At 73.2% G+C, this 18,932-nt stretch carries 20 protein-coding genes; 5 read left to right on the top strand and 15 right to left on the bottom strand.

The window, feature by feature from the left end; genetic code table 11:
- Nucleotides 1-157: 157 nt before the first annotated feature.
- A complete protein-coding gene (locus tag GR130_RS25020) occupies nt 158-682 on the top strand; it encodes a hypothetical protein (protein ID WP_236573438.1) in 525 nt (174 codons plus the stop codon).
- A gap of 68 nt (nt 683-750) precedes the next feature.
- Here the strand turns inward: GR130_RS25020 and mug are convergent, their stop codons facing one another.
- The 4 genes from mug to GR130_RS25005 form a co-directional block, all read right to left on the bottom strand.
- Complete coding sequence (gene mug / locus GR130_RS25015) at nt 751-1,299, bottom strand: G/U mismatch-specific DNA glycosylase (RefSeq protein WP_159506796.1); 549 nt, start codon at nt 1,297-1,299, stop codon at nt 751-753.
- Between the two features lie 14 nt (nt 1,300-1,313).
- A complete protein-coding gene (purB, locus tag GR130_RS25010) occupies nt 1,314-2,747 on the bottom strand; it encodes an adenylosuccinate lyase (RefSeq protein ID WP_159510194.1) in 1,434 nt (477 codons plus the stop codon).
- A 114-nt stretch (nt 2,748-2,861) separates the two neighbouring features.
- Entirely contained in the window at nt 2,862-3,026 is a 165-nt protein-coding gene (locus GR130_RS39980) for a hypothetical protein (RefSeq protein ID WP_201304986.1), read from the bottom strand.
- Nucleotides 3,027-3,161: 135 nt separating this feature from the next.
- Entirely contained in the window at nt 3,162-4,037 is an 876-nt protein-coding gene (locus GR130_RS25005) for an SGNH/GDSL hydrolase family protein (protein WP_159506795.1), read from the bottom strand.
- Between the two features lie 100 nt (nt 4,038-4,137).
- On the opposite strand from GR130_RS25005, the gene GR130_RS25000 reads away from it, so the two are divergent.
- Nucleotides 4,138-4,761 (top strand): TetR/AcrR family transcriptional regulator, encoded by a 624-nt coding sequence (locus GR130_RS25000; RefSeq protein ID WP_159506794.1) that lies wholly within the window; start codon nt 4,138-4,140, stop codon nt 4,759-4,761.
- Here GR130_RS25000 and GR130_RS24995 read toward each other — a convergent pair.
- The 7 genes from GR130_RS24995 to GR130_RS24965 form a co-directional block, all read right to left on the bottom strand.
- On the bottom strand, nt 4,736-5,977 hold the full coding sequence (locus GR130_RS24995) for an FAD-dependent oxidoreductase (RefSeq protein ID WP_159506793.1): 1,242 nt from the start codon (nt 5,975-5,977) through the stop codon (nt 4,736-4,738). The genes GR130_RS25000 and GR130_RS24995 overlap by 26 nt on opposite strands.
- Nucleotides 5,978-6,127: 150 nt before the next feature.
- Nucleotides 6,128-7,150 (bottom strand): hemolysin family protein, encoded by a 1,023-nt coding sequence (locus GR130_RS24990; RefSeq protein WP_159506792.1) that lies wholly within the window; start codon nt 7,148-7,150, stop codon nt 6,128-6,130.
- Nucleotides 7,147-8,508 carry a hemolysin family protein gene (locus GR130_RS24985; RefSeq protein WP_159506791.1) on the bottom strand — a complete coding sequence of 454 codons (1,362 nt, stop codon included), beginning with the start codon at nt 8,506-8,508 and terminating at the stop codon, nt 7,147-7,149. The genes GR130_RS24990 and GR130_RS24985 overlap by 4 nt, the downstream gene beginning before the upstream one ends.
- Before the next feature lie 209 nt (nt 8,509-8,717).
- Nucleotides 8,718-9,143 (bottom strand): GNAT family N-acetyltransferase, encoded by a 426-nt coding sequence (locus tag GR130_RS24980; RefSeq protein ID WP_159506790.1) that lies wholly within the window; start codon nt 9,141-9,143, stop codon nt 8,718-8,720.
- Between the two features lie 54 nt (nt 9,144-9,197).
- Nucleotides 9,198-10,088 (bottom strand): LLM class F420-dependent oxidoreductase, encoded by an 891-nt coding sequence (locus tag GR130_RS24975; RefSeq protein ID WP_159506789.1) that lies wholly within the window; start codon nt 10,086-10,088, stop codon nt 9,198-9,200.
- A 186-nt stretch (nt 10,089-10,274) separates the two neighbouring features.
- Nucleotides 10,275-10,697 carry a phage tail protein gene (locus GR130_RS24970; protein WP_159506788.1) on the bottom strand — a complete coding sequence of 141 codons (423 nt, stop codon included), beginning with the start codon at nt 10,695-10,697 and terminating at the stop codon, nt 10,275-10,277.
- 424 nt (nt 10,698-11,121) lie between these two features.
- Nucleotides 11,122-12,744 (bottom strand): APC family permease, encoded by a 1,623-nt coding sequence (locus GR130_RS24965; RefSeq protein WP_236573435.1) that lies wholly within the window; start codon nt 12,742-12,744, stop codon nt 11,122-11,124.
- Nucleotides 12,745-13,117: 373 nt separating this feature from the next.
- Here GR130_RS24965 and GR130_RS24960 point away from each other — a divergent pair, with 373 nt between their 5' ends.
- Genes GR130_RS24960 through GR130_RS24950 form a run of 3 tightly spaced genes read left to right on the top strand, consistent with a single transcriptional unit; the run spans nt 13,118 to nt 14,750 of the window.
- A complete protein-coding gene (locus GR130_RS24960; protein WP_159506787.1) occupies nt 13,118-14,098 on the top strand; it encodes a LysR family transcriptional regulator in 981 nt (326 codons plus the stop codon).
- Between the two features lie 23 nt (nt 14,099-14,121).
- Nucleotides 14,122-14,382, top strand: coding sequence for a toxin-antitoxin system HicB family antitoxin (locus GR130_RS24955; protein ID WP_159506786.1), 261 nt, complete (start codon nt 14,122-14,124; stop codon nt 14,380-14,382).
- Nucleotides 14,379-14,750: a fic family toxin-antitoxin system, toxin component gene (locus GR130_RS24950; RefSeq protein ID WP_159506785.1), complete on the top strand. Its 372-nt coding sequence runs from the start codon at nt 14,379-14,381 to the stop codon at nt 14,748-14,750. The genes GR130_RS24955 and GR130_RS24950 overlap by 4 nt, the downstream gene beginning before the upstream one ends.
- Here GR130_RS24950 and GR130_RS24945 read toward each other — a convergent pair.
- The 4 genes from GR130_RS24945 to bioB form a co-directional block, all read right to left on the bottom strand.
- On the bottom strand, nt 14,730-15,512 hold the full coding sequence (locus GR130_RS24945) for a class I SAM-dependent DNA methyltransferase (protein ID WP_159506784.1): 783 nt from the start codon (nt 15,510-15,512) through the stop codon (nt 14,730-14,732). The genes GR130_RS24950 and GR130_RS24945 overlap by 21 nt on opposite strands.
- Nucleotides 15,513-15,553: 41 nt before the next feature.
- On the bottom strand, nt 15,554-16,255 hold the full coding sequence (bioD, locus tag GR130_RS24940; protein ID WP_159506783.1) for a dethiobiotin synthase: 702 nt from the start codon (nt 16,253-16,255) through the stop codon (nt 15,554-15,556).
- Between the two features lie 112 nt (nt 16,256-16,367).
- On the bottom strand, nt 16,368-17,681 hold the full coding sequence (locus GR130_RS24935; protein WP_159506782.1) for an adenosylmethionine--8-amino-7-oxononanoate transaminase: 1,314 nt from the start codon (nt 17,679-17,681) through the stop codon (nt 16,368-16,370).
- Entirely contained in the window at nt 17,674-18,846 is a 1,173-nt protein-coding gene (bioB, locus tag GR130_RS24930) for a biotin synthase BioB (protein WP_159506781.1), read from the bottom strand. The genes GR130_RS24935 and bioB overlap by 8 nt, the downstream gene beginning before the upstream one ends.
- Between the last annotated feature and the right edge of the window lie 86 nt (nt 18,847-18,932).

Here is an 18,932-nt window from a genome sequence, read left to right as displayed (position 1 = left end):
TCCGTCTCCTCGCCTCGCCTGTCTGGCGGATCGTAGCCGGTCAGCGGGTATGCGGCGAGCCCCGTCCGGCCGCCGGGGTGGCCCGGGGAGCGGTCCGCCGCGGCGGTGCGGACCGCGCGGACGGCCAATTGTCAGACCCCCGCGGTTTACTGACGTCATGACACCCGAGATGCCGGGGACGCCCCGGACCACCCGACCCGGCGTACCCGAAGAGCCCCAGCCCCCCGATGTACCGCCGACGGCGCTCCGCGTGCTCGACGCGTTACGGGCCCGGGCGTTCCCCGAGCGGCGGGAGCGGACCGCGGCAGGCGAGAGCGGACCGGGATTCCATGTGGCGCGGCTGTGGGAGAGCGGGCCGCTGTGGGACGTGGATCCGGCGGAGGCGGAGGAGCTGCGCGAGGCGTGCGCGGCCGAACTGGCGGCGCTGGTCGCGGTGCTGTCCTTACGGTGGGGCGAGCCCGGCGTGGCGGACCTGGCGGAGGCGCTGGAGCGGGTGGCGATGGGCCTGCCGGTACGGCCGCCGCTGGAGCTGCTCGCCGGACTGGTGCCGCGCATCCACATCTGGCAGGACGGGGACCGCTGGACGGCGGTCGGTGCGGGGCGGTGCGGACCGGAGCAGCCGTGCCAGGTGCTGGCGGCGATAGGGGAGGGGACGGCGCCGCCGGGGGCCCGCATACCGTAGTCGTACGCGGGCCGCCGGTTGGGAGCGCCGGCTTCATTCCGCGAGGGAGCCCCGGGTGGGCCGTGGGGTCAGGGCTCGCCGAATGCCGCGGCGCGCAGCCGCCCGTATTCCTCCGCCATGGTGGCCGCCGTCCAATGGGCGTTCAGGCCGCTGGGGTTGGGCAGCGCCCAGATGCGGGTGGCGCCGAGGGTGCGTTCCTGGGGGCCGATCCGGGCGTGCTTGTCGCCGAAGGCGGCGCGGTAGGCCGTGACGCCGGCGACGGCGAGCCACCGCGGGCGCAGCCGGTCCACCTTCTCGGCCAGCAGCCGCCCGCCCTCGCGGTACTCCTCCGCGCTCAGCTCGTCGGCCCTGGCGGTCGCCCGCGCCACCACATTGGTGATGCCGCAGCCGTGGTCGAGGAGTTCCCGCTGCTCGGCGGGGAGCAGCAGCCGGGGTGTGAAGCCGGCGGCGTGCAGGACGGGCCAGAAGCGGTTGCCGGGCCGGGCGAAGTGGTGGCCGGTGGCCGCCGTCATCAGGCCGGGGTTGATACCGCAGAAGAGCACCCGCAGACCGCTCGCGGCCACGTCCGGGACGAGGCGGTCGCGAGCGGCCTCCAGTTCTTCGGGGGTGAAGCGCACGGCTGCGGCCCGGGTCAGAGGATCGCGCCCGGGGCGTAGGCGGCGGCCTCGGGGTGCTGCTTGGCGATCTCCCCGATCCGGGCGACGACGGCCGCCACCTGGTCGCCGGCCGCGCCGGTGAAGGACAGCTTGTCCGCCATCAGCGCGTCCAACTCCGCCTTGTCCAGCGGGATGCGGGAGTCCGCCGCCAGCTTGTCCAGCAGCTCGTTGCGCTCCGCGCCCCGCTCGCGCATGGCCAGCGCCGAGGCGACCGCGTTCTCCTTGATCGCCTCGTGCGCCTCCTCGCGGCCGACACCGGCGCGTACGGCACCCATCAGCACCTTGGTCGTGGCGAGGAAGGGGAGGTAGCGGTCCAGTTCGCGGGCGACGACGGCGGGGAAGGCGCCGAACTCGTCGAGCACGGTCAGGAAGGTCTCCAGCAGACCGTCCAGCGCGAAGAAGGAGTCGGGGAGCGCGACCCGGCGGACCACGGAGCAGGACACATCGCCCTCGTTCCACTGGTCGCCGGAGAGCTCGCCGGCCATCGAGGCGTAGCCGCGCAGGATGACCATCAGGCCGTTGACGCGCTCGCAGGAGCGGGTGTTCATCTTGTGCGGCATCGCCGAGGAGCCGACCTGGCCGGGCTTGAAGCCCTCGGTCACCAGCTCGTGCCCGGCCATCAGCCGGATCGTCTTGGCCAGCGAGGACGGGGCGGCGGCCAGCTGCACCAGCGTGGTCACCACCTCGTAGTCCAGCGACCGCGGGTAGACCTGGCCGACGGAGGTGAACGCCCGGCCGAAGCCGAGGTGGGCGGCGATCCGCTGCTCCAGGTCGGCGAGCTTGCCGGCGTCGCCGCCGAGCAGGTCGAGCATGTCCTGGGCGGTGCCGACCGGGCCCTTGATGCCGCGCAGCGGGTAGCGGGAGAGCAGCTCCTCCAGCCGCGCGTAGCCGACCAGCAGTTCGTCGGCGGCGGTCGCGAAGCGCTTGCCGAGCGTGGTGGCCTGCGCGGCGACGTTGTGCGAGCGGCCCGCCATGACCAGCTCGGAGTACTGGGCGGCCAGCGAGCCGAGCCGCGCCAGCACGGCGACCGTACGGTCCCGCATCAGCTCCAGCGACAGCCGCACCTGGAGCTGCTCGACGTTCTCGGTCAGGTCGCGGGAAGTCATGCCCTTGTGGACCTGCTCGTGGCCGGCCAGCGCGTTGAACTCCTCGATACGCGCCTTGACGTCGTGCCGGGTGACCTTCTCGCGCTCGGCGATCGAGGCCAGGTCGACGGTGTCCAGGACCCGCTCGTAATCGGCGAGCGCCTGCTCGGGAACCGCCACCCCCAGGTCCTTCTGGGCGCGCAGCACCGCGAGCCACAGCTTCCGCTCCAGCTTGACCTTGTACTCGGGGGACCACAGCACGGCCAGCTCCGCGGAGGCGTAGCGGCCGGCCAGGACATTGGGGATGCGAGGCTTCGCAGACACAGCAGTCACGTGGCCAGAGTCTACTGGCGGTTTGCGCAGGCCAGCGCCCCGCCCCGGCCTGTGCGTTCCTCCAACCGGCAGCGGGTGCCGACGGGCGCGCCCCGGCCTTCGCCGTCAGTCCTCGTCGTCCTCCGCCCGGCGCTCGCCCTCCGCCTGGGACGGCTGGGTGCGCATCGTCTCCGGGTGCTGCCGCTGCCGCCGCTCGCCCGGATCCATGTCCTCTTCCAGCCGCTCGCCCTCGGCCTGCGACGGAGTCGTGTACTCGCCGTAGTCGCTCATGGCCGCCTCCGCATGATCGAGAAGTATCGGGAACTATCGTGACTATTCCGACAGAACGAGCGTAACGCCTGGGGCGGCCGTCAGCCCGGGTCGACCGCCGGGCGGCGGGGGAGCGGTGGGGGGAGCGGTCGCGGGCTACGCCCCCGCCTCCCGCCAGCCCGTCACCGGGCCGGGGTGCGTGCCGTCGGCGGGGGTTATCCAGAAGGCTTCGCCCCGGTCGGCACTGAACTGGGCGCCGGTGCGGCCGTCCCCCGAGGAGCGCCCGGTGAGCCGGCGCCCGATCCACGGCACCAGGTGCTCCCGGGCGAACCGCAGATCGGCGGCGCGGCGGGCGGCCCAGCCGGGCGGCGCGGTGGTCGGCAGCGGGGCGTCCCAGTCCGACTCGGCTGGCAGGCCGAGCGTCTGCCAGACGGCCTCGGCCACCCTGCGGTGGCCCTCGGCGTTGAGGTGCAGCCGGTCGTCGGCCCACAGCCGCGGGTCGGCCAGGGCCCGCGACGCGTAGAGGTCGACGACCAGGGCGTCGTGGCGGGCGGCCAGCTCGTCGAGGTGGGCGAAGAGCTGCTCCATACGCGGGCGGAAGCGTTCCAGTACGGGGCCGCGCCGGCCGGGGCTGCGCATCAGGACCAGTCTGCCGCCGCCGCGCGCCAGCAGGTCGGCGGCGGTGGTGAGGTGTGCGCAGACCTGGTCCACGTCGCACCGGGGCCGCAGCACGTCGTTGAGGCCGCCGACCAGGGTCACCAGGTCGGCGCCCATCGAGGCGGCCGGCCCGCACTGGTCGTCGAGGATCTGCCCGATGAGCTTGCCGCGCACCGCGAGATTGGCGTACCGGAAACCGGGCGAGCGAAGCGAGGTGGAGGTCCCCCCGGCCGAAGGCCGGGGGAGCGTCGCGAGCCGGGCCGCGAGCAGATCCGCCCAGCCCCGGTAGGAGCCGTCGGGGAGCCCGTCCGACATGCCTTCGGTGAAGCTGTCGCCGACCGCGACGAAACTGGTGTATCGGGCATTCATCTCCATGGCGCGGTGATCCTATCCCGCGGTGTACGGTCGGGTGTCGGCAGGACCGCGGGTCGACACGAGACGGTCGGCGGCGGCGAAAGACAGAGGTGCGGGTGCGATGACTCCGCGGCAGCGTGCGGATTCCGACGCGAGGACGTTCACCGAGCGGGCCCGCCGGCAGCAGCTGATCGACTGCACCATCGACCTGATCTCGACCCGTGGTTATCCGGCGGCCTCGCTGTCCGCGATCGCCGAGCGGGCCGGGGTCTCCAAGGCCGCGGTGCTCTACCACTTCTCCTCGAAGGACAACCTCACGCGTGAGGCGCTGACGCAGGTGCTGGACCAGTTCGGCGGCTATGTCGCCGAGCGGGTGGCCGGGGCCCCGGACCCGCAGGCCGCGGTCGTCGCCTACGTCCACGCGATGATCGGCTATCAGCGCGACAACCGTCGCCAGGTCCGGCTGATCACCGAGATGCTGCTCGACGACCAGGGCGGCACCCGCCTCAAGACGCCCGGCTCGCATGACACCCACGACCGCCGGCAGACCCTGGCCGCCTTGCTGATGGAGGGTCAGAAGGCCGGTGTGCTCCGGGAGTTCGACGCCCCTACGGTGGCGCTCGCGATCGGCGGCGCGATCGACGGGGTGATCGGGCACTGGCTCGCCCACCCGGACCTCGATCTGCATGCCGCCGCCGCGGAGTTGGAGACCTTCACCCTCAACGCGATCGCGCGCCGGCCCTGACGCGGGCGAAGTCCGGGGTCGGCTCCGGGCGGATGCCGATACCGCCGAGGTAGCCGGTGACGGTCCGCAGCGCGGGCACCCGCCGCAGCAGCTTCATCGGCAACGGCAGCCGGTCCCCGCGGAGCGTGCCGTTCAGTGCGGACCGGATCATGGCGTGCTCGCTCTCCTGCGACTTCTGCACCATGGCCATCGGCCACTCCCGGCGCTTCTGCACCCGGGCCAGGTCCTCGGTGTCCACCGTCCCGCGGCGCAGCGGTCCGGCCAGGATCCGGGCCGCGGCCACCGCGTCCTGGAGGGCGAGGTTGACGCCGACGCCGCCGACCGGGGACATGGTGTGCGCGGCGTCGCCGATGCACAGCAGGCCGGGCCGGTGCCAGCGCCGGAGCCGCCCGAACGTCACCTCCAGCAGCTTCACGTCGTCCCAGGAGCCGAGCGTGCCGGTCACCGCGTCGTCCCAGCCGAACAGTGCGCCCAGCCGGTCCCGCAGCCACTGGATGTCGTGGCGGCGCAGGGCCGCGTCCTGGCCCTTGCCGATCAGGTAGGACGTCTGGAAGTACGTGCCGCGGTCCATGGTGACCGCGGCCTGGCCGCCGCCGAACCGGCCGAACACCCGGCCTCCCTTGAGGGCGTCGGTCGGTGCGTCCACCCGGATCTGCCAGACGTCCATCGGCACCTCGAACTGCCGCTGGCGCATCCCGGCCGCCTGCCGGACCGGCGAGTCCCGGCCGTCGCAGGCGACCGTGAGATCCGCCGTCAACTCCCGGGCGGCGCCGTCCTCGTCGACGTAGCGGACCCCGGTGACCCGGCCGCCGTCGGTCAGCAGGCCGGTGGCCCGGGTGCGCATCCGCAGGGTGAAGGACGGCTCCCTGGCGGCGGCGCCGGCGATCAGGTTGAGGAAGTCCCACTGCGGCACCATGGCGAAGTACTTGTGCCGGCCCGGGATGCGCCGCATATCGGCCAGCACGACGGTGGTGTCGCCGATCTGCGCCCGCATCTCCTCCAGTTTGGGGAACGGCAGCCGTGCGAACTCCTCGCCCAGTCCGAGGTCGTCGAGCAGGTTCAGGGTCGACGGATGGACGGTGTCCCCGCGGAAGTCGCGCAGGAAGTCGCCGTGCTTCTCCAGGACGGTCACCTCGATGCCGGCCCTGGCCAGCAGCAGTCCGAGCATCATCCCGGACGGGCCGCCGCCCACCACGCAGCAGGTCGTGCGCTCCATGTTGTTGCCCCCTCGTCGCGTACGCGTACGGATGCGATGGCTGATCGGTGGGCAGCCGCGAACGCGACTGACCGATCGGTTAGCAATCTAACCGATCGGTCAGGATGGGTTTCCGGGGGGTTCCGTTCCCGCGTGCCGGCGGGGCCCGGGTCAGAGCGCGGGCTGTTGCAGCACCAGCTCCCGCAGGACGTCCTCCATGGTCACCAGCCCGGCCAGCCGCCCGTCGTCGCCGATCACCGCGGCCAGGTGCGTACGGGAACCGCGCATCGCGGTCAGCACGTCGTCCAGCGGCGTCGCGGCCCGTACGCGGGCGATCGGGCGCAGCGCGGACACCGGGAAGGGGGCCGAGCCCGGCGCGGCGTCGTCCAGGGCGTCCTTGACGTGCAGATAGCCGAGGATGCGGCGCGTGTCGTCGACGACCGGGAAGCGCGAGAAGCCGGACTCGCCGGCCAGTTGCTCCAGCTCGTCGGGGGTGATCCCCATCCGCGCCGAGACGACCTTGCCCACCGGCAGCACCACGTCCCGGACCGGGCGGCGGCCCAGCTCCAGGGCGTCCCGCAGGCGCTCCTTGGCCCGCTCGTCGAGCAGCCCGGCGGCGCGCGAGTCCTCGACCATCTTCGCCAGCTGGTCGTCCGAGAAGGTCGCGGCGACCTCGTCCCTGGTCTCCACCCGCAGCAGCCGCAGCAGAGCGTTGGCGAGCGCGTTGACCGAGAAGATCACCGGACGCAGCGCCCGGGTCAGCGCGACCAGCGGCGGCCCCAGCAGCAGTGCGCTGCGGACCGGCTCGGCCAGCGCCACGTTCTTCGGCACCATCTCGCCGAAGAGCATGTGGAGATAGGTCGCCGCGGCCAGCGCGATCACGAACGAGATCGGATGGATCAGCGCGTGCGGGACCGACACCGCGTCGAACACCGGCTCCAGCAGGTGCGCGATGGCCGGCTCGGCGACCGCGCCCAGCACCAGCGTGCACAGCGTGATGCCCAGCTGGGCGGCGGCCAGCAGCGAGGACACGTGCTTCAGACCCCACATCACGCTGGTCGCCCGGCGGTCCCCGGCCTCCGCGTGCGGCTCGATCTGGCTGCGGCGCACCGAGATCAGCGCGAACTCGGCGCCCACGAAGAAGGCGTTGACGACCAGGGTCAGCAGCCCCACGAACAGCTGGAGCGCGGTCATCGGGCCCCCTCTGCACTGTCGGTGCCGTCAGCGCCGTCAGCGCCGTCAGCGTTGGTTGCGGGCGCGTGCAGCAGCACCCGGGCCGCGCGGTGGCCGGACGCGTCCAGCACGTCCATCGACCAGCCCGCCACCTCCAGGGTGTCGCCGGGCGCCGGTATCCGGCCCAGCTCGGTGGCGATCAGCCCGGCGAGGGTCTCGTACGGGCCGTCCGGGAGCCGCAGGCCGATCCGTTCGAGCCGGTCGGTACGGGCGGCGCCGTCCGCCTGGTAGATGGCGCGGCCGTCCGCGTCCGTACCGGCCGGGGCCAGGTCGGGGATCTCCATCGGATCGTGCTCGTCGCGGACCTCGCCGACCACCTCCTCGACGATGTCCTCCAGGGTGGCCACGCCGGCGGTGCCGCCGTACTCGTCGATGACCACGGCCATCGTGCGCCGGCCGGACAGCCGGTCCAGCAGCCGGTCCACGGTCAGCGTCTCGGGCACCAGCAGCGGTTCGCGCAGCAGGTCGGCGACCGGCTGGCGGGGGCGCCGCTCGGCCGGCACGGCCAGTACGTCCTTGATGTGGGCCACCCCGACGACGCTGTCCAGGCTGCCGCGGTAGACCGGGAAGCGGGACAGCCCGGTGGCGCGGGTGGCGTTGGCGACGTCCTCGGCGGTGGACTGCACTTCCAGGGCCACCACCTGGACCCGCGGCGTCATCACGTTCTCCGCGGTCAGATCGGCCAGGTTGAGGGTGCGGACGAACAGCTCGGCGGTGTCCGGCTCCAGGGCGCCTTCCTTGGCGGAGTGCCGGGCCAGCGCCACCAGCTCCTGCGGGCCGCGCGCCGAGGCCAGCTCCTCGGCCGGCTCCAGGCCCATCCGGCGGACCATGTGGTTGGCGGTGTTGTTGAGATGCCTGATCAGCGGTCTGAAGGTGGCGCTGAAGCCGCGCTGTGCGGTGGCGACCTTCTTGGCGACGGCCAGCGGGCTGGAGATCGCCCAGTTCTTGGGGACCAGCTCGCCCACGACCATCAGCACCACCGTGGAGATCGCCGTGCCGAGGACCAGGGCCACCGAGTCCGCGGCGGAGCGCGGCAGGCCGATCGCGGCCAGCGGCCCGGACAGCAGCGTGGCGATGGCCGGTTTGGACAGCATGCCGATGAGCAGGCCGGTGACGGTGATGCCGAGCTGGGCGCCGGAGAGCTGGAAGGTCAGTCCGCGGACGGCCTTGAGGGCGCTGTCCGCACCGCGGTCACCGCGCTCGGCGGCGCGCTGCAGGTCGCTGCGCTCGACCGTCGTCAGCGAGAACTCCGCCGCGACGAAGACGCCGCAGGCCAGGGTCAGGAGGAGTGCCACGGCCAGCAGGAGCAGGTCGGTCATCGGGTCACCTCCGTCCCATGTTCGAACAGGATCGGGAGGTCCGCGCCCTGTCGCCAGGACGCTCGACAACTGGGAGGTTCGCCCATGGCTGGACGCTCACACACCTTTCGCCGGGGGAGGGGAACTCAATAGTAAAGGGTCTGTAAAGTAGTGGAGACGGCGCGAGCCCGCCCCTCGGATGCGGGGCGGGCTCCCACAGGGCCTGCGGTTCAGCCGTCGAGCTGCTTGACCCAGCGGCTCCACTGCGGCTCGGGAGCATACCCCGCCGCCCGCCAGGCATGGTGCGCGAGCTCGTTGCGGTCCAGCACCATGGCATCGCCGCGCCGGCCGCCCAGTGCGGTGAACCGCGCCTCGGCCGCTGCCAGCAGCGCGCCGCCGGTACCGCGCCGGCGGCGGTCGGGATGGACGGCGAGCCGGTAGAGATGGCAGCGCCAGCCGTCGAAGCCGGCGATCGCGGTGCCGACCAGCTCGCCGTCGTCCTCGGCGAGCAGCAGCGCCTCGGGGTCGCGCGCCAGCAGCCGCGCCACCCCGTCCGTGTCGTCGCTGATGCTGGTGCCCTCGGCGGCGATCTTCCAGAAGGCGAGGACGGCATCGAGATCGGCCGGCGTCGCGGCCCGGACCTGGAGTTCAGTCATGATCCGATCCCATCACCGCGCGCCGCGGCGTGTCGATCGGATTCCGCCCCCCGGTCAGCTGCCCTTCAGCTCCTCGATCACCGGCGCGAACGCCTCCAGGAACGGGTCCAGCACGGTGATGTACGAGAAGCCGTACCGCTCCCGGCGCTCGCGCAGCTGCTCGGCCAGCTGCGCCGGCGTCCCGATCAGCAGGGTCGGGACCTCCAGCGCCTGCTCCTCGTCCACCCCCATGCCCCGTGCGGCGATCTCCCGTGCGGCGGCGCGGCGGTCGTCGGTCACCAGCACCTGGTGGACGATGATGTTCAGCTCGGCCGGCTCGGCGCGGCCCGCGGCGTAATCCTGGTATGCGGCAACCGAGGCCGCCAGCTTCTCGGGCGGCAGCAGCTCCACGGTGCCCTCCGGCTTGCCGGGTGCCTGCCGGCCGCCGGTGAACGCCGCGATCTCCGCGTGCCGCGCCGCCAGCCGCAGCATCCGCGGGCCGTTGCCGCCGATCAGCAGCGGCGGGCGCGGCCGCTGGACGGCCTGCGGCCGGTACTCGGGGTCGCCGAGCAGCCGGTCCAACTCGCCGATGGTGCGCTCCAGATGGTCCACCCGCTGCCCGGGCGTCCCGAAGGGCAGCCCGGCCGTGTCGTGCTCCGCCTTCACATACCCCGTGCCCAGGCCCAGTTCCAGCCGGCCGCCGGTGAGCGCGTCGGTGGTGGCCACCTCGCGGGCCAGCAGCGCCGGGTTGAAGAACCCGGCGTTGAGCACGAAGGTGCCCACCCGGGGCCGCTCGGTGGCCTCCGCGGCGGCGACCAGCGCGGGGAACGGCGCCGGCCACCCCAGATGGTCCGGGACGAGCAGCACGTCATAGCCCAGCTCCTCGGCGCGCCGGCACTTCTCGCGCCAGGTCGGGCCCGAGTCGATGGTGAGCATGTTGACGCCGAAGCGGAACGGACGTGGCATGAGGCCCCCTGGGACGTGTGGTCGGTACCGCATGGTGGTCGGTACCGCATGCGGTAACGATCAACGCTCCGGCTTCTGTTCCCGGTTGTTCCCGCACGGTGCGGGAAACGGCGGAGCCCCGGCTCGCGGTCCGTGGAGCCGGGGCTCGGTCCGGTGCGGGACGACGGCCGGGATCCGGCGGCCCGTTCAGATGGAGACCGTCAACTCCTCGTATTCCAGCGTCACCGACTCCTCGGCGGCGCCGTCTCCCGCCTCGTCGCGCAGGGTTTCCCACGAGGTCGGGAAGGCGTTGGCGAGGTGGAAGCGGCGCAACGGGGTGCGGTCGGCGGCGTAGTGGACGACGGTCACCGCCTGCCGGGCCGGGACGTCGGTGCGGTCCACCAGGCATCTGGTGAGCCAGTCGGTGAAGGCGGTGCTCTTGTCCGGGCCGCGCACGATGGTGATCTCACCGGCCCGACCCGGGCCGTCCGGTTGCCGGCCGGCGCCGGGTGGTGCCGCGCCGATCGCCGGACCGGTCACCGAGCGGACCGTCTCGACCTGGAACGCGCCGAGTTCGATGCTGACGGCCGAGGGGAGCGGTGCGTCCGCCGCTGCGTCTCCGTGGGACATGGGTCAACTCCTGCTCTGCTCATGGGGACTGGGCCGGCCGGCCCCGTGTCCGGTCGCCGGACCGCTGCCCGAGTCGGTCCCGCCGCATTCCCCGGCTCGCTCGAACGGAGGCAGGAAGAACGATTCGGCTCGCTCGGATGGCGCTGTGCCGCCGGAGCCCGGGACCGGCGGCGACCGGCGCTCGCCCTCCGGCGCCGGCCATGCCCGCCGCCCGTCGCGCCCCGGCTCCGCCCGGCGTCATCCAGGCGTACGAGGAAGGGAGTTCGCCGTCTCGTCCGCCGCGTCCGGCCCGCTCCGGCTCTCGCCGGACGGCGCCGCCGCGGTCGTGGTCGGCCCCGCCGCGCAGTCGTCGATCAGTGCGTGGTGCCCCTCGGCCGAGGCGCCGTCGACCCTGCTCGGGGAGGTGCCGGTGGTCGGTGTCGGGCTAGCCGGCCGGGCGGGCCCGGTGCTGATCGTCGTGGGAACGGGTGCGCACGTGCTGGATCAGGTAGCCGGCGAGCCCGACGGCGAGCAGCAGACCGACGGTGCCCAGCGTGAACGTCTCGAAGGTGAGCCGGGAGACGCCCCAGACCGTTCGGAAGCGGTACGGGATGCCGACCGCCGCCTCCAGGGTGCCGGGGAACAGCGTCGCCCATGAGCCGAGCAGGATCCAGGCGTAGACCAGCAGCGTCGCGACCGTGAAGCCCCGGGTGCCGAACGGGACTTCGTAGGGCCGGGGCACCTCGCGGTGGTGCAGCCGCAGTGCCAGCAGTGCGGGGATCAGCGCGAGGTAGGACAGCAGCAGGGTGGTGATGGCGACGGACAGCACGACGCCGAAGACGGCGGCGGCGTTGCCGTGGGCCAGGTTCATCGCGGCGACCATGAAGGCGGTGGCGGTGACGCCGGAGACCAGGTTCATCCGGACCGGGGTGCCCAGCCGCGGATGGAACGCCCCCAGCGCGCCGGTGAAGAAGCCGCCGTCGGCCGCGGCCATCGCCTGCATCCGGTCGGCGACGATCATCCAGGCGCTCCCCTGGGTCAGCAGCGCCACCGCGAACAGCACCGCGGTGCAGGTCAGCAGCGGTCCCCGCCAGGATCCGTAGATCCCGAAGACCAGCTCGGCGGCGTCCATGAAGCCGCCGATCCCGGTGACCCGACCGGGCGGGGCGGCGGACAGGATGGCCGCCACCGGCAGCAGATAGCAGCAGGTGGCGATGGTGCCGGTCCGCCCGATGGCCACCGGGACGTCGCGCTGCGGATCGTGCATCTCGTCGCCCGCCGCGTTGGGCGCCTCGAACCCGACGTAGGCGAACAGCAGGACCGGCACCAGCGTCAGGAACCCGGCGGCGGTGGGGGAGAAGTCGGCCTGCTCCAGCCCGCGGAAGCCGTGCTGGACGCCGTAGGCCACCGCGGTGGCGGTGAAGAAGGCCAGCGCCAGCACCTTGGCGCCGGCGCCGGCCGTGGTGATCCACTTGCCGCGGCGCAGCGAGATCACCGCGGTGAGGATGGCGGCCCAGATGAAGACGAGCTTGAAGACGTAGTCGGTGAAGGTGCCGGAGCCCAGGGGGGAGACGAAGCCGTTCCAGGCTTCGGCGGCCAGGAACACGAGCGAGCCGCCGAGCCAGACCGGATTGGTGACCCAGTAGAACAGGGTGGTCAGAGCGGCCGGCAGTCGGCCGAAGGCCACCTCCACCCAGACGTACGGGCCGCCCTCCTGGGGGAACGCGGCGCCGGTCTCGGCGAAGATCAGGGCGTACGGCAGCAGGAACGTCACCGCCAGGACGGCGATCCAGGTGATGGCCTGGCCGCCGCCGGCGGCGATCTGCCCGATCACGTCGAAGGAGATCACCGCGGCGACGCCCATCGCCATGATGTCGAACCGGCGCAGACTGCGTTTCAGATGCGGAACGGGGGCGGGGACGGACACGGCGGCGATCCTCCTGGGGCGGAGCGGTGGGCGAGCGGTCCGGTCGGTCGCTCCGGTCTCCCGGCGGATCACATCGTGCGGCATCCGCTCCGGCCGCTTCGGCAGCGGCGCGCGGGTGTCGCGGTCCGCTACCCGTTCCACGGCGCCCCCGACACCGACCGAGTGGCCCGCCCGGCCACCGTCAACTCGCCTGTGTGTTCACGGAGTTCGCGGAACGGTTCCGGATCCCGGCGGCCGGCCGGCACACCGGGCCGGCCACCGCGCACCCGGGCGGCGCGGACCTGCCCCGGCTCGTCCGACGGGTCGTCATCGCGTCGCGGTACGACCTCCGGGCGCCCCCGGCGGACCGCGGGCCGGGCCGGTCCGCCGCCGGGGAACGGTCCGCCCGTGCGCTCGACGACCTGGCGCCCCTGTCCACGGAGGGACTTCCCCCGCTAGGGTCGGCTGAGTTGTCGATCATGGCGCTTCCCCACGGCGCCCCTGGCGCCGTGCGCCGAGCTTCGAGGGAAGGGCCGTGGAACTCAACCTCCACCGACTGTGGATCTTCATGCAGGTCGTCGAGCACCAGGGCTTCTCCGCCGCCGCGCACAAGCTCTACATGAGCCAGCCGTCCGTCTCCAACCAGGTCCGCCGGCTCGAACAGTCGCTGCGGGTCACCCTCATCGACCGCTCCGGCACCCGCGTCCGGCCGACCGCCGAGGGCGAGGTGCTCGCCGAGTACGGCAAGCGGGTCTTCCTGCTCGCCGAGGAGGCGGTGGCCGCCGTCCAGCAGGTCGGGGGCCCGGTGACCGGCCGCCTCCTGGTCGGCGGCTCCACCACCGTGGGCACGTACCTGCTGCCCGCCCTCCTGGCCCGCTACCAGCAGCGCCACCCCGGCATCGACTGCGACGTCTTCGTCGGCAACCACGAGGCTGTGCAGGAGCGGCTGCTCGGCGGCGGCATCGGCATCGCGGTCGTCGCCGGCACGCCGCACGGCGACCGGCTGGCCGTCGAGTCCGTCCTCGACGAGCACCCGGTCCTGATCGCGGCCCCGGACCATCCGCTGGCCCGGCGCAGCACCGTCGACCCCGCCGACCTGACCGAAGCCCGCGCCCGCTTCCTGCTGCGCGAACCGGGCTCCCGGACCCGCGAACTCCAAGAACGCGTCCTGGCCGACTGGGGCCTGGCCGCCGCCCCGCGCGCCGACATCTGGGGCCCGGAGGCGGTCAAGCAGTGCGTGGCGGCCGGCCTGGGCCTGGCCCTGATCTCGGAACACGCCGTCGTCGACGAGGTCCGCGCCGGCACCCTCGCGATACTCCCCGTCAGCCCGGCCCCGCAACCCCGCCCCATCAGCCTGGTACGCCGCCGGGACCGTGTGCTGTCCGCCGCGGAACGGGCGTTCCTGGAGGTCCTGCGGGGGCTGCGGAACCGGCCGGAGGAGCGGGCGGCGGGCCTGGTACCGGCGGGGCACGGGGGACACGCGGAGGGCGGTGACGGCGGCTCTTGCCGGTGCTAGCGGATCCGCGCTAGCTTGGAAGCGTGGCGAAGACGCAGCTGAACGTCCGCGTGGACGAAGCCACCGCCGAAGCGGCGCGGGAGCGCGCCCTCCAGCGGGGAGTGAGCATGAACCGCTATATCGAGGAACTCGTCCTCAAGGACGCCGGAGAGGTCGGCCAGACCTTCGTCGAAGCCGCCTCCGACTTCATGAAGCAGTACGAACGGGTCTTCGCCGAAGAATTCGGCCTGGAGCAGGGCCGCACCCCCCTCAGCCACCCGGAAGGACAGCCGGGCACAACGTGACACTGCGCATCGATCTCGCCTGGCTCCTCCTGATCGCCGAACAGCACACCCCCGGAGACCCCCAGGTCACCGACTGGGGCGCCCTGGTGGCCGCGGTGGGCCGCCACGAAGCGGAGATATTCGGCGTCCCCGTCTACCCCGAACCCCAGGACCGCGCCGCCGCGCTCCTCCAACTCCTGCTGCGCGTACCGGCGTTGGAGGGGGCGAACGCCATGTTCGCGACCGCTGTGGCCTACGGCTACCTGGTCGCCAGCGGCCTGAAGGTCGCCACCTCTCCCGAGCAGGTCCGCGACCTGGCCCGCCTGGTCAAGGAAGGCACCGCGGACGTCCACGCCATCGCGGACGAGCTACGCACCTGGACGGTCTGACCCGGGATCACGCCGCGCGACGGTGATGATCTCCGGGCTCGACGGCGTCAGCGGACCGCGCTCCCAGTCCCCGTACCGCGCCTCAGCCACCAGCCCGGCCCCGGCCAGAAACCGCGCCAGTGCATCCGTGCCGAGAAACCGCAGCGCGGCCCGGCTCACCCGCGGCCCGGCCAGCTCCGGCCCGGTGAACGTCTCCGAGAACCGCACGAGTTCCCCGGCCACCGGCAGATCGACCTCGTGCGCGACCCGCACCGTGCGCCCGTCGGGGTGCGTCACCTCCGCCGCCCGGTCCGGCGTCCACCGCTCCCACGGCCGGACCAGCGGATTGCGCGTCTCGAAGGCGAACCTGCCGCTGTCGCACAGCGCGCCCCGGACGGCGGCGAGCGCGTCGCGTAACGCGTCGTCCGTGGTGAGGCACTGGAAGGCGTGGCCGGTCATCACCACCAGGTCGAAGCCGCCGAGTCCATGGGAGCCGAGGGACTGCGCGTCGCCGGAGATCCACGTGATGCCGAGGTCCGTACGGCGCCGGGCCCTGGCCAGCATCGGCCCGGACGGGTCGAGCCCGACGAGGCGGCCGCTGTGTCCGGCCTCGCGGGCGCGGTGCAGCAGGGTGCCGGTGCCGCAGCCGACGTCGAGGACGGAGGGCGCGGCCATCACCAGGCCCAGGTAGAAGTCGTTGTCCGGGCCCCAGGGGTTGAGGAGGTCGTACCACGCGCCGAGATCGGGCACACCGTCCGTCTCGCCGTCCGGGCTCTCCGCCATCGCGCCAGTATGCGGCGCAACGCGCCTGCCGGGCGAGCGGATTACGCGGGCGTCCCGAACGCGCCCGAGCCGCCCAGTTCCGGGGCCAGCCAGCCGGCGGCCGCGGCACGGAAGGCGGCCGGGGCCAGGGTGCCGGAGCCCTCCGGGACCAGGCCGAGGAGCGGAGCGCCGGCGGCCTCGGGGAGGTCGTCGAGGTTGCAGCGGCAGGCGAGATCGGGCGCGGCGGGCCAGCTGCCGACGACGATGCCGGGGCAGTCGATGCCGTACGAGCGCAGCGCCATCGCGGTCAGCGCGGTGGTGTTGAGGGTGCCGAGGCCGGCCTGGACGACCACGAGGACGGGGGCGCCCGCGAGGCGCGCGGCGTCGGCGAGGGTGTGGCCGTCCGCGTCGAAGCGGACCAGCAGCCCGCCGGCGCCCTCGACCAGGACCAGGTCGTGCGAGGCGGCCAGCTTCGCCGCGGCATCGGCGATCTCCTGCGGGCCCACCGCCGGCAGACCGGCCCGCAGGGCGGCCGTCGCGGGTGCCAACGGCTCCGGGAAGCGGGCGAGTTCGGCGACGGTGACCGGTCCGGCCAGCCGCTCGACCTCCGCCGCGTCGCCCGGCTCCTGGGCCGTGACGCCGGTCTGGGCGGGCTTGAGCACGGCCACCGAGCGGCCCTGGCCGAGCGCCGCCGAGGCGATCGCGGCCGTGGTCACGGTCTTGCCGATCTCGGTACCCGTACCCGTGACGAACAGCACCGGCATGGTGCGCCTCCGAACTCCGTACTGATGGTGGGGGATGGGGAAGGGGAAGGGGAAGGGGAAGGTCTGTGGTGGGGCGGGGGGAGTGCCGACTTCCCCCGCCCTGCACGGGAGTTCAGCCCTCGCGGGCCGCCGCGCGGACCGCGGCGCAGATCCGCGCCACGTCCTCGTCGCCGGTGATGTACGGGGGCATCGTGTAGATCAGGTCCCGGAACGGGCGCAGCCAGACGCCCTCCCGGACCGCGGCGCGGGTCGCCGCCGCCATGTCGACCGGGTGGTCGAGCTGGACGACCCCGATCGCGCCCAGCACCCGGACGTCGCGCACCCCGGCGATGTCCCGGGCCGCCGCCAGCCCGTCCCGCAGCCCGGCTTCGACGCGCCCGACCTCCCGCGCCCAGTCCTGGGACAGCAGCAGTTCGACGGAGGCGTCCGCGACGGCGGCGGCCAGCGGATTGCCCATGAAGGTGGGACCGTGCGCCAGCACCGGCAGCTCGCCGCGGGAGATGCCGTCGGCGATCTCCGCGGTGCACAGCGTTGCCGCGAGCGTCAGATATCCGCCGGTCAGCGCCTTGCCCAGACACATCACGTCCGGGGCCACCCCGGCGTGCCCGGCGGCGAAGAGCGTGCCGGTGCGGCCGAAGCCGGTGGCGATCTCGTCGAAGACCAGCAGCACGCCATGGGCGTCGCAGGCTTCCCGCAGCACCCGCAGATAGCCGGGGGAGTGGAAGGACATCCCGCCCGCGCCCTGCACCACCGGCTCCACGATCACCGCGGCCAGCTCCTCGGCGTGCCGGGCGATCAGCTCCCGCAGATGGTCCGCGTAGGCGCCGTCCGGCGCGGCGTCGAAACCGGCCGGCGGCGCGTCCGCGAAGATCTGCCGCGGGAGCACTCCCTGCCACAACTCGTGCATCCCGCCGTCCGGATCGCAGACGGACATCGGCTGCCAGGTGTCGCCGTGGTAACCGCCGCGCCAGGTCAGCAGCCGCTGCTTGCGGGGCTTGCCGAGCGAGCGCCAGTACTGGAGGCACAGCTTGACCGCGACCTCGACCGACACCGAGCCGGAGTCGGCGAGGAAGACGTGCCGCAGCGGCTCCGGGGTGATGTCGACCAGCCGCTTGGCCAGCCGCACGGCGGGCTCATGGGTGAGCCCGCCGAACATCACATGGCTCATACGGGACAGCTGGCCGCGGGCGGCCTCGTTGAGCACCGGGTGGTTGTACCCGTGCACCGCCGACCACCACGACGCCATGCCGTCCACCAACTCGGCCCGGCCCTCGACCGGCCGGGCCAGTCGCAGCCGGACGCCGGCGGCCGACTCGACCAGCAGCGGCTCGCTCCGGCCGGGCATCGGCCCGTACGGGTGCCAGACGTGCTGCCGGTCGAGCGCGAGCAGTTCCTCAGGGGAGAGCGGGGTGCGCGGCTCAGGCATTGGGCGGCAGATCGGTGCCGGCGCCGCGGCGGCGCACCGCGACCAGGTCGCGCCGGGTCTCGTCGGAGGGCGCCGGGACGCCGGCGGTCTCGGCCGTGTCGGAGGCGGATACGGAGGCGGCTCCCGCCTCGGCCACCGCCTCCGCTGCCGGCTCGTCGCCCCTGCGGTGTTCCGGCAGCGTCGTGGTGTCCGTACCCTCCACCTCGAAGCCGGCGTCCGCGATCATCGCCAGATCGTCCTTGCCGGCCTGGCCCTCGCTGGTCAGGTAGTCGCCGAGGAAGATGGAGTTGACCAGATGGAGGGCGAGCGGCTGCATGCTCCGCAGGTGCACCTCCCGGCCCCCGGCCAGCCGTACCTCCACGTCCGGGCAGACGAACCGGACCATCGCCAGGATGCGCAGGCAGCGCTGCGGGGTGAGGTTCCACTCCTTGGCCAGCGGCGTCCCCTCGAACGGGATCAGGAAGTTGACCGGCACCGAGTCCGGGTCCAGCTCGCGCAGTGCGAAGACCACGTCGACCAGGTCGGCGTCGGTCTCGCCCATACCGGCGATCAGCCCGGAGCACGCGGACATGCCCGCCGCCTGCGCCTGCTGGACGGTGCCGACCCGGTCCGAGAAGTCGTGTGTGGTGCAGATGTCGCCGTAAGTGGCTTCCGAGGTGTTGAGGTTGTGGTTGTACGCGTCGGCGCCCGCCGCGCGCAGCCGCTCCGCCTGGCCGTCGCTGAGCAGACCCAGGCAGGCGCACACCTCCACGCCCTCGTTCTGCTCCTTGATGGTGGAGATGGTCTCCGAGACCCGCGCCACGTCCTTGTCCGTGGGGCCCCGGCCGCTGGCGACCAGGCAGACCCGCTTGGCGCCGCCGGCCACCCCGGCCGCCGCCGCCTTGGAGGCGTCATCGGGCTTGAGCCAGGTGTACTTGAGGATCTCGGCCTTCGACCCCAGCCGCTGGGAGCAGTACGAGCAGTCCTCAGGGCACAGGCCCGACTTGAGGTTGACGAGGTAGTTCAGCTTGACCCGCCGCCCGAACCACTGGCGGCGCACCTTCCCGGCCGCGGCCACCACGTCGAGCAGTTCGTCATCGGATGTCGCCAGTACGGCGAGCGCCTCTTCGCGGGTCGGCACCTCGCGCCGGAGTCCCTTGTCCACCAATGCGTTCAGCAGGTCCATGGCGTTGATCCTGGCGTACGCCCCACCTCCCGGCCAAGGAGGATTCCCACAATGCGCGCCGATCGGGGTGTGTGTATCACCACACT

This window comes from Streptomyces sp. GS7, assembly GCF_009834125.1.
Lineage (GTDB): Bacteria > Actinomycetota > Actinomycetes > Streptomycetales > Streptomycetaceae > Streptomyces.
Note: the sequence above shows the minus strand (reverse complement) of the source record. Positions and strands in the feature narration are given on the sequence as shown.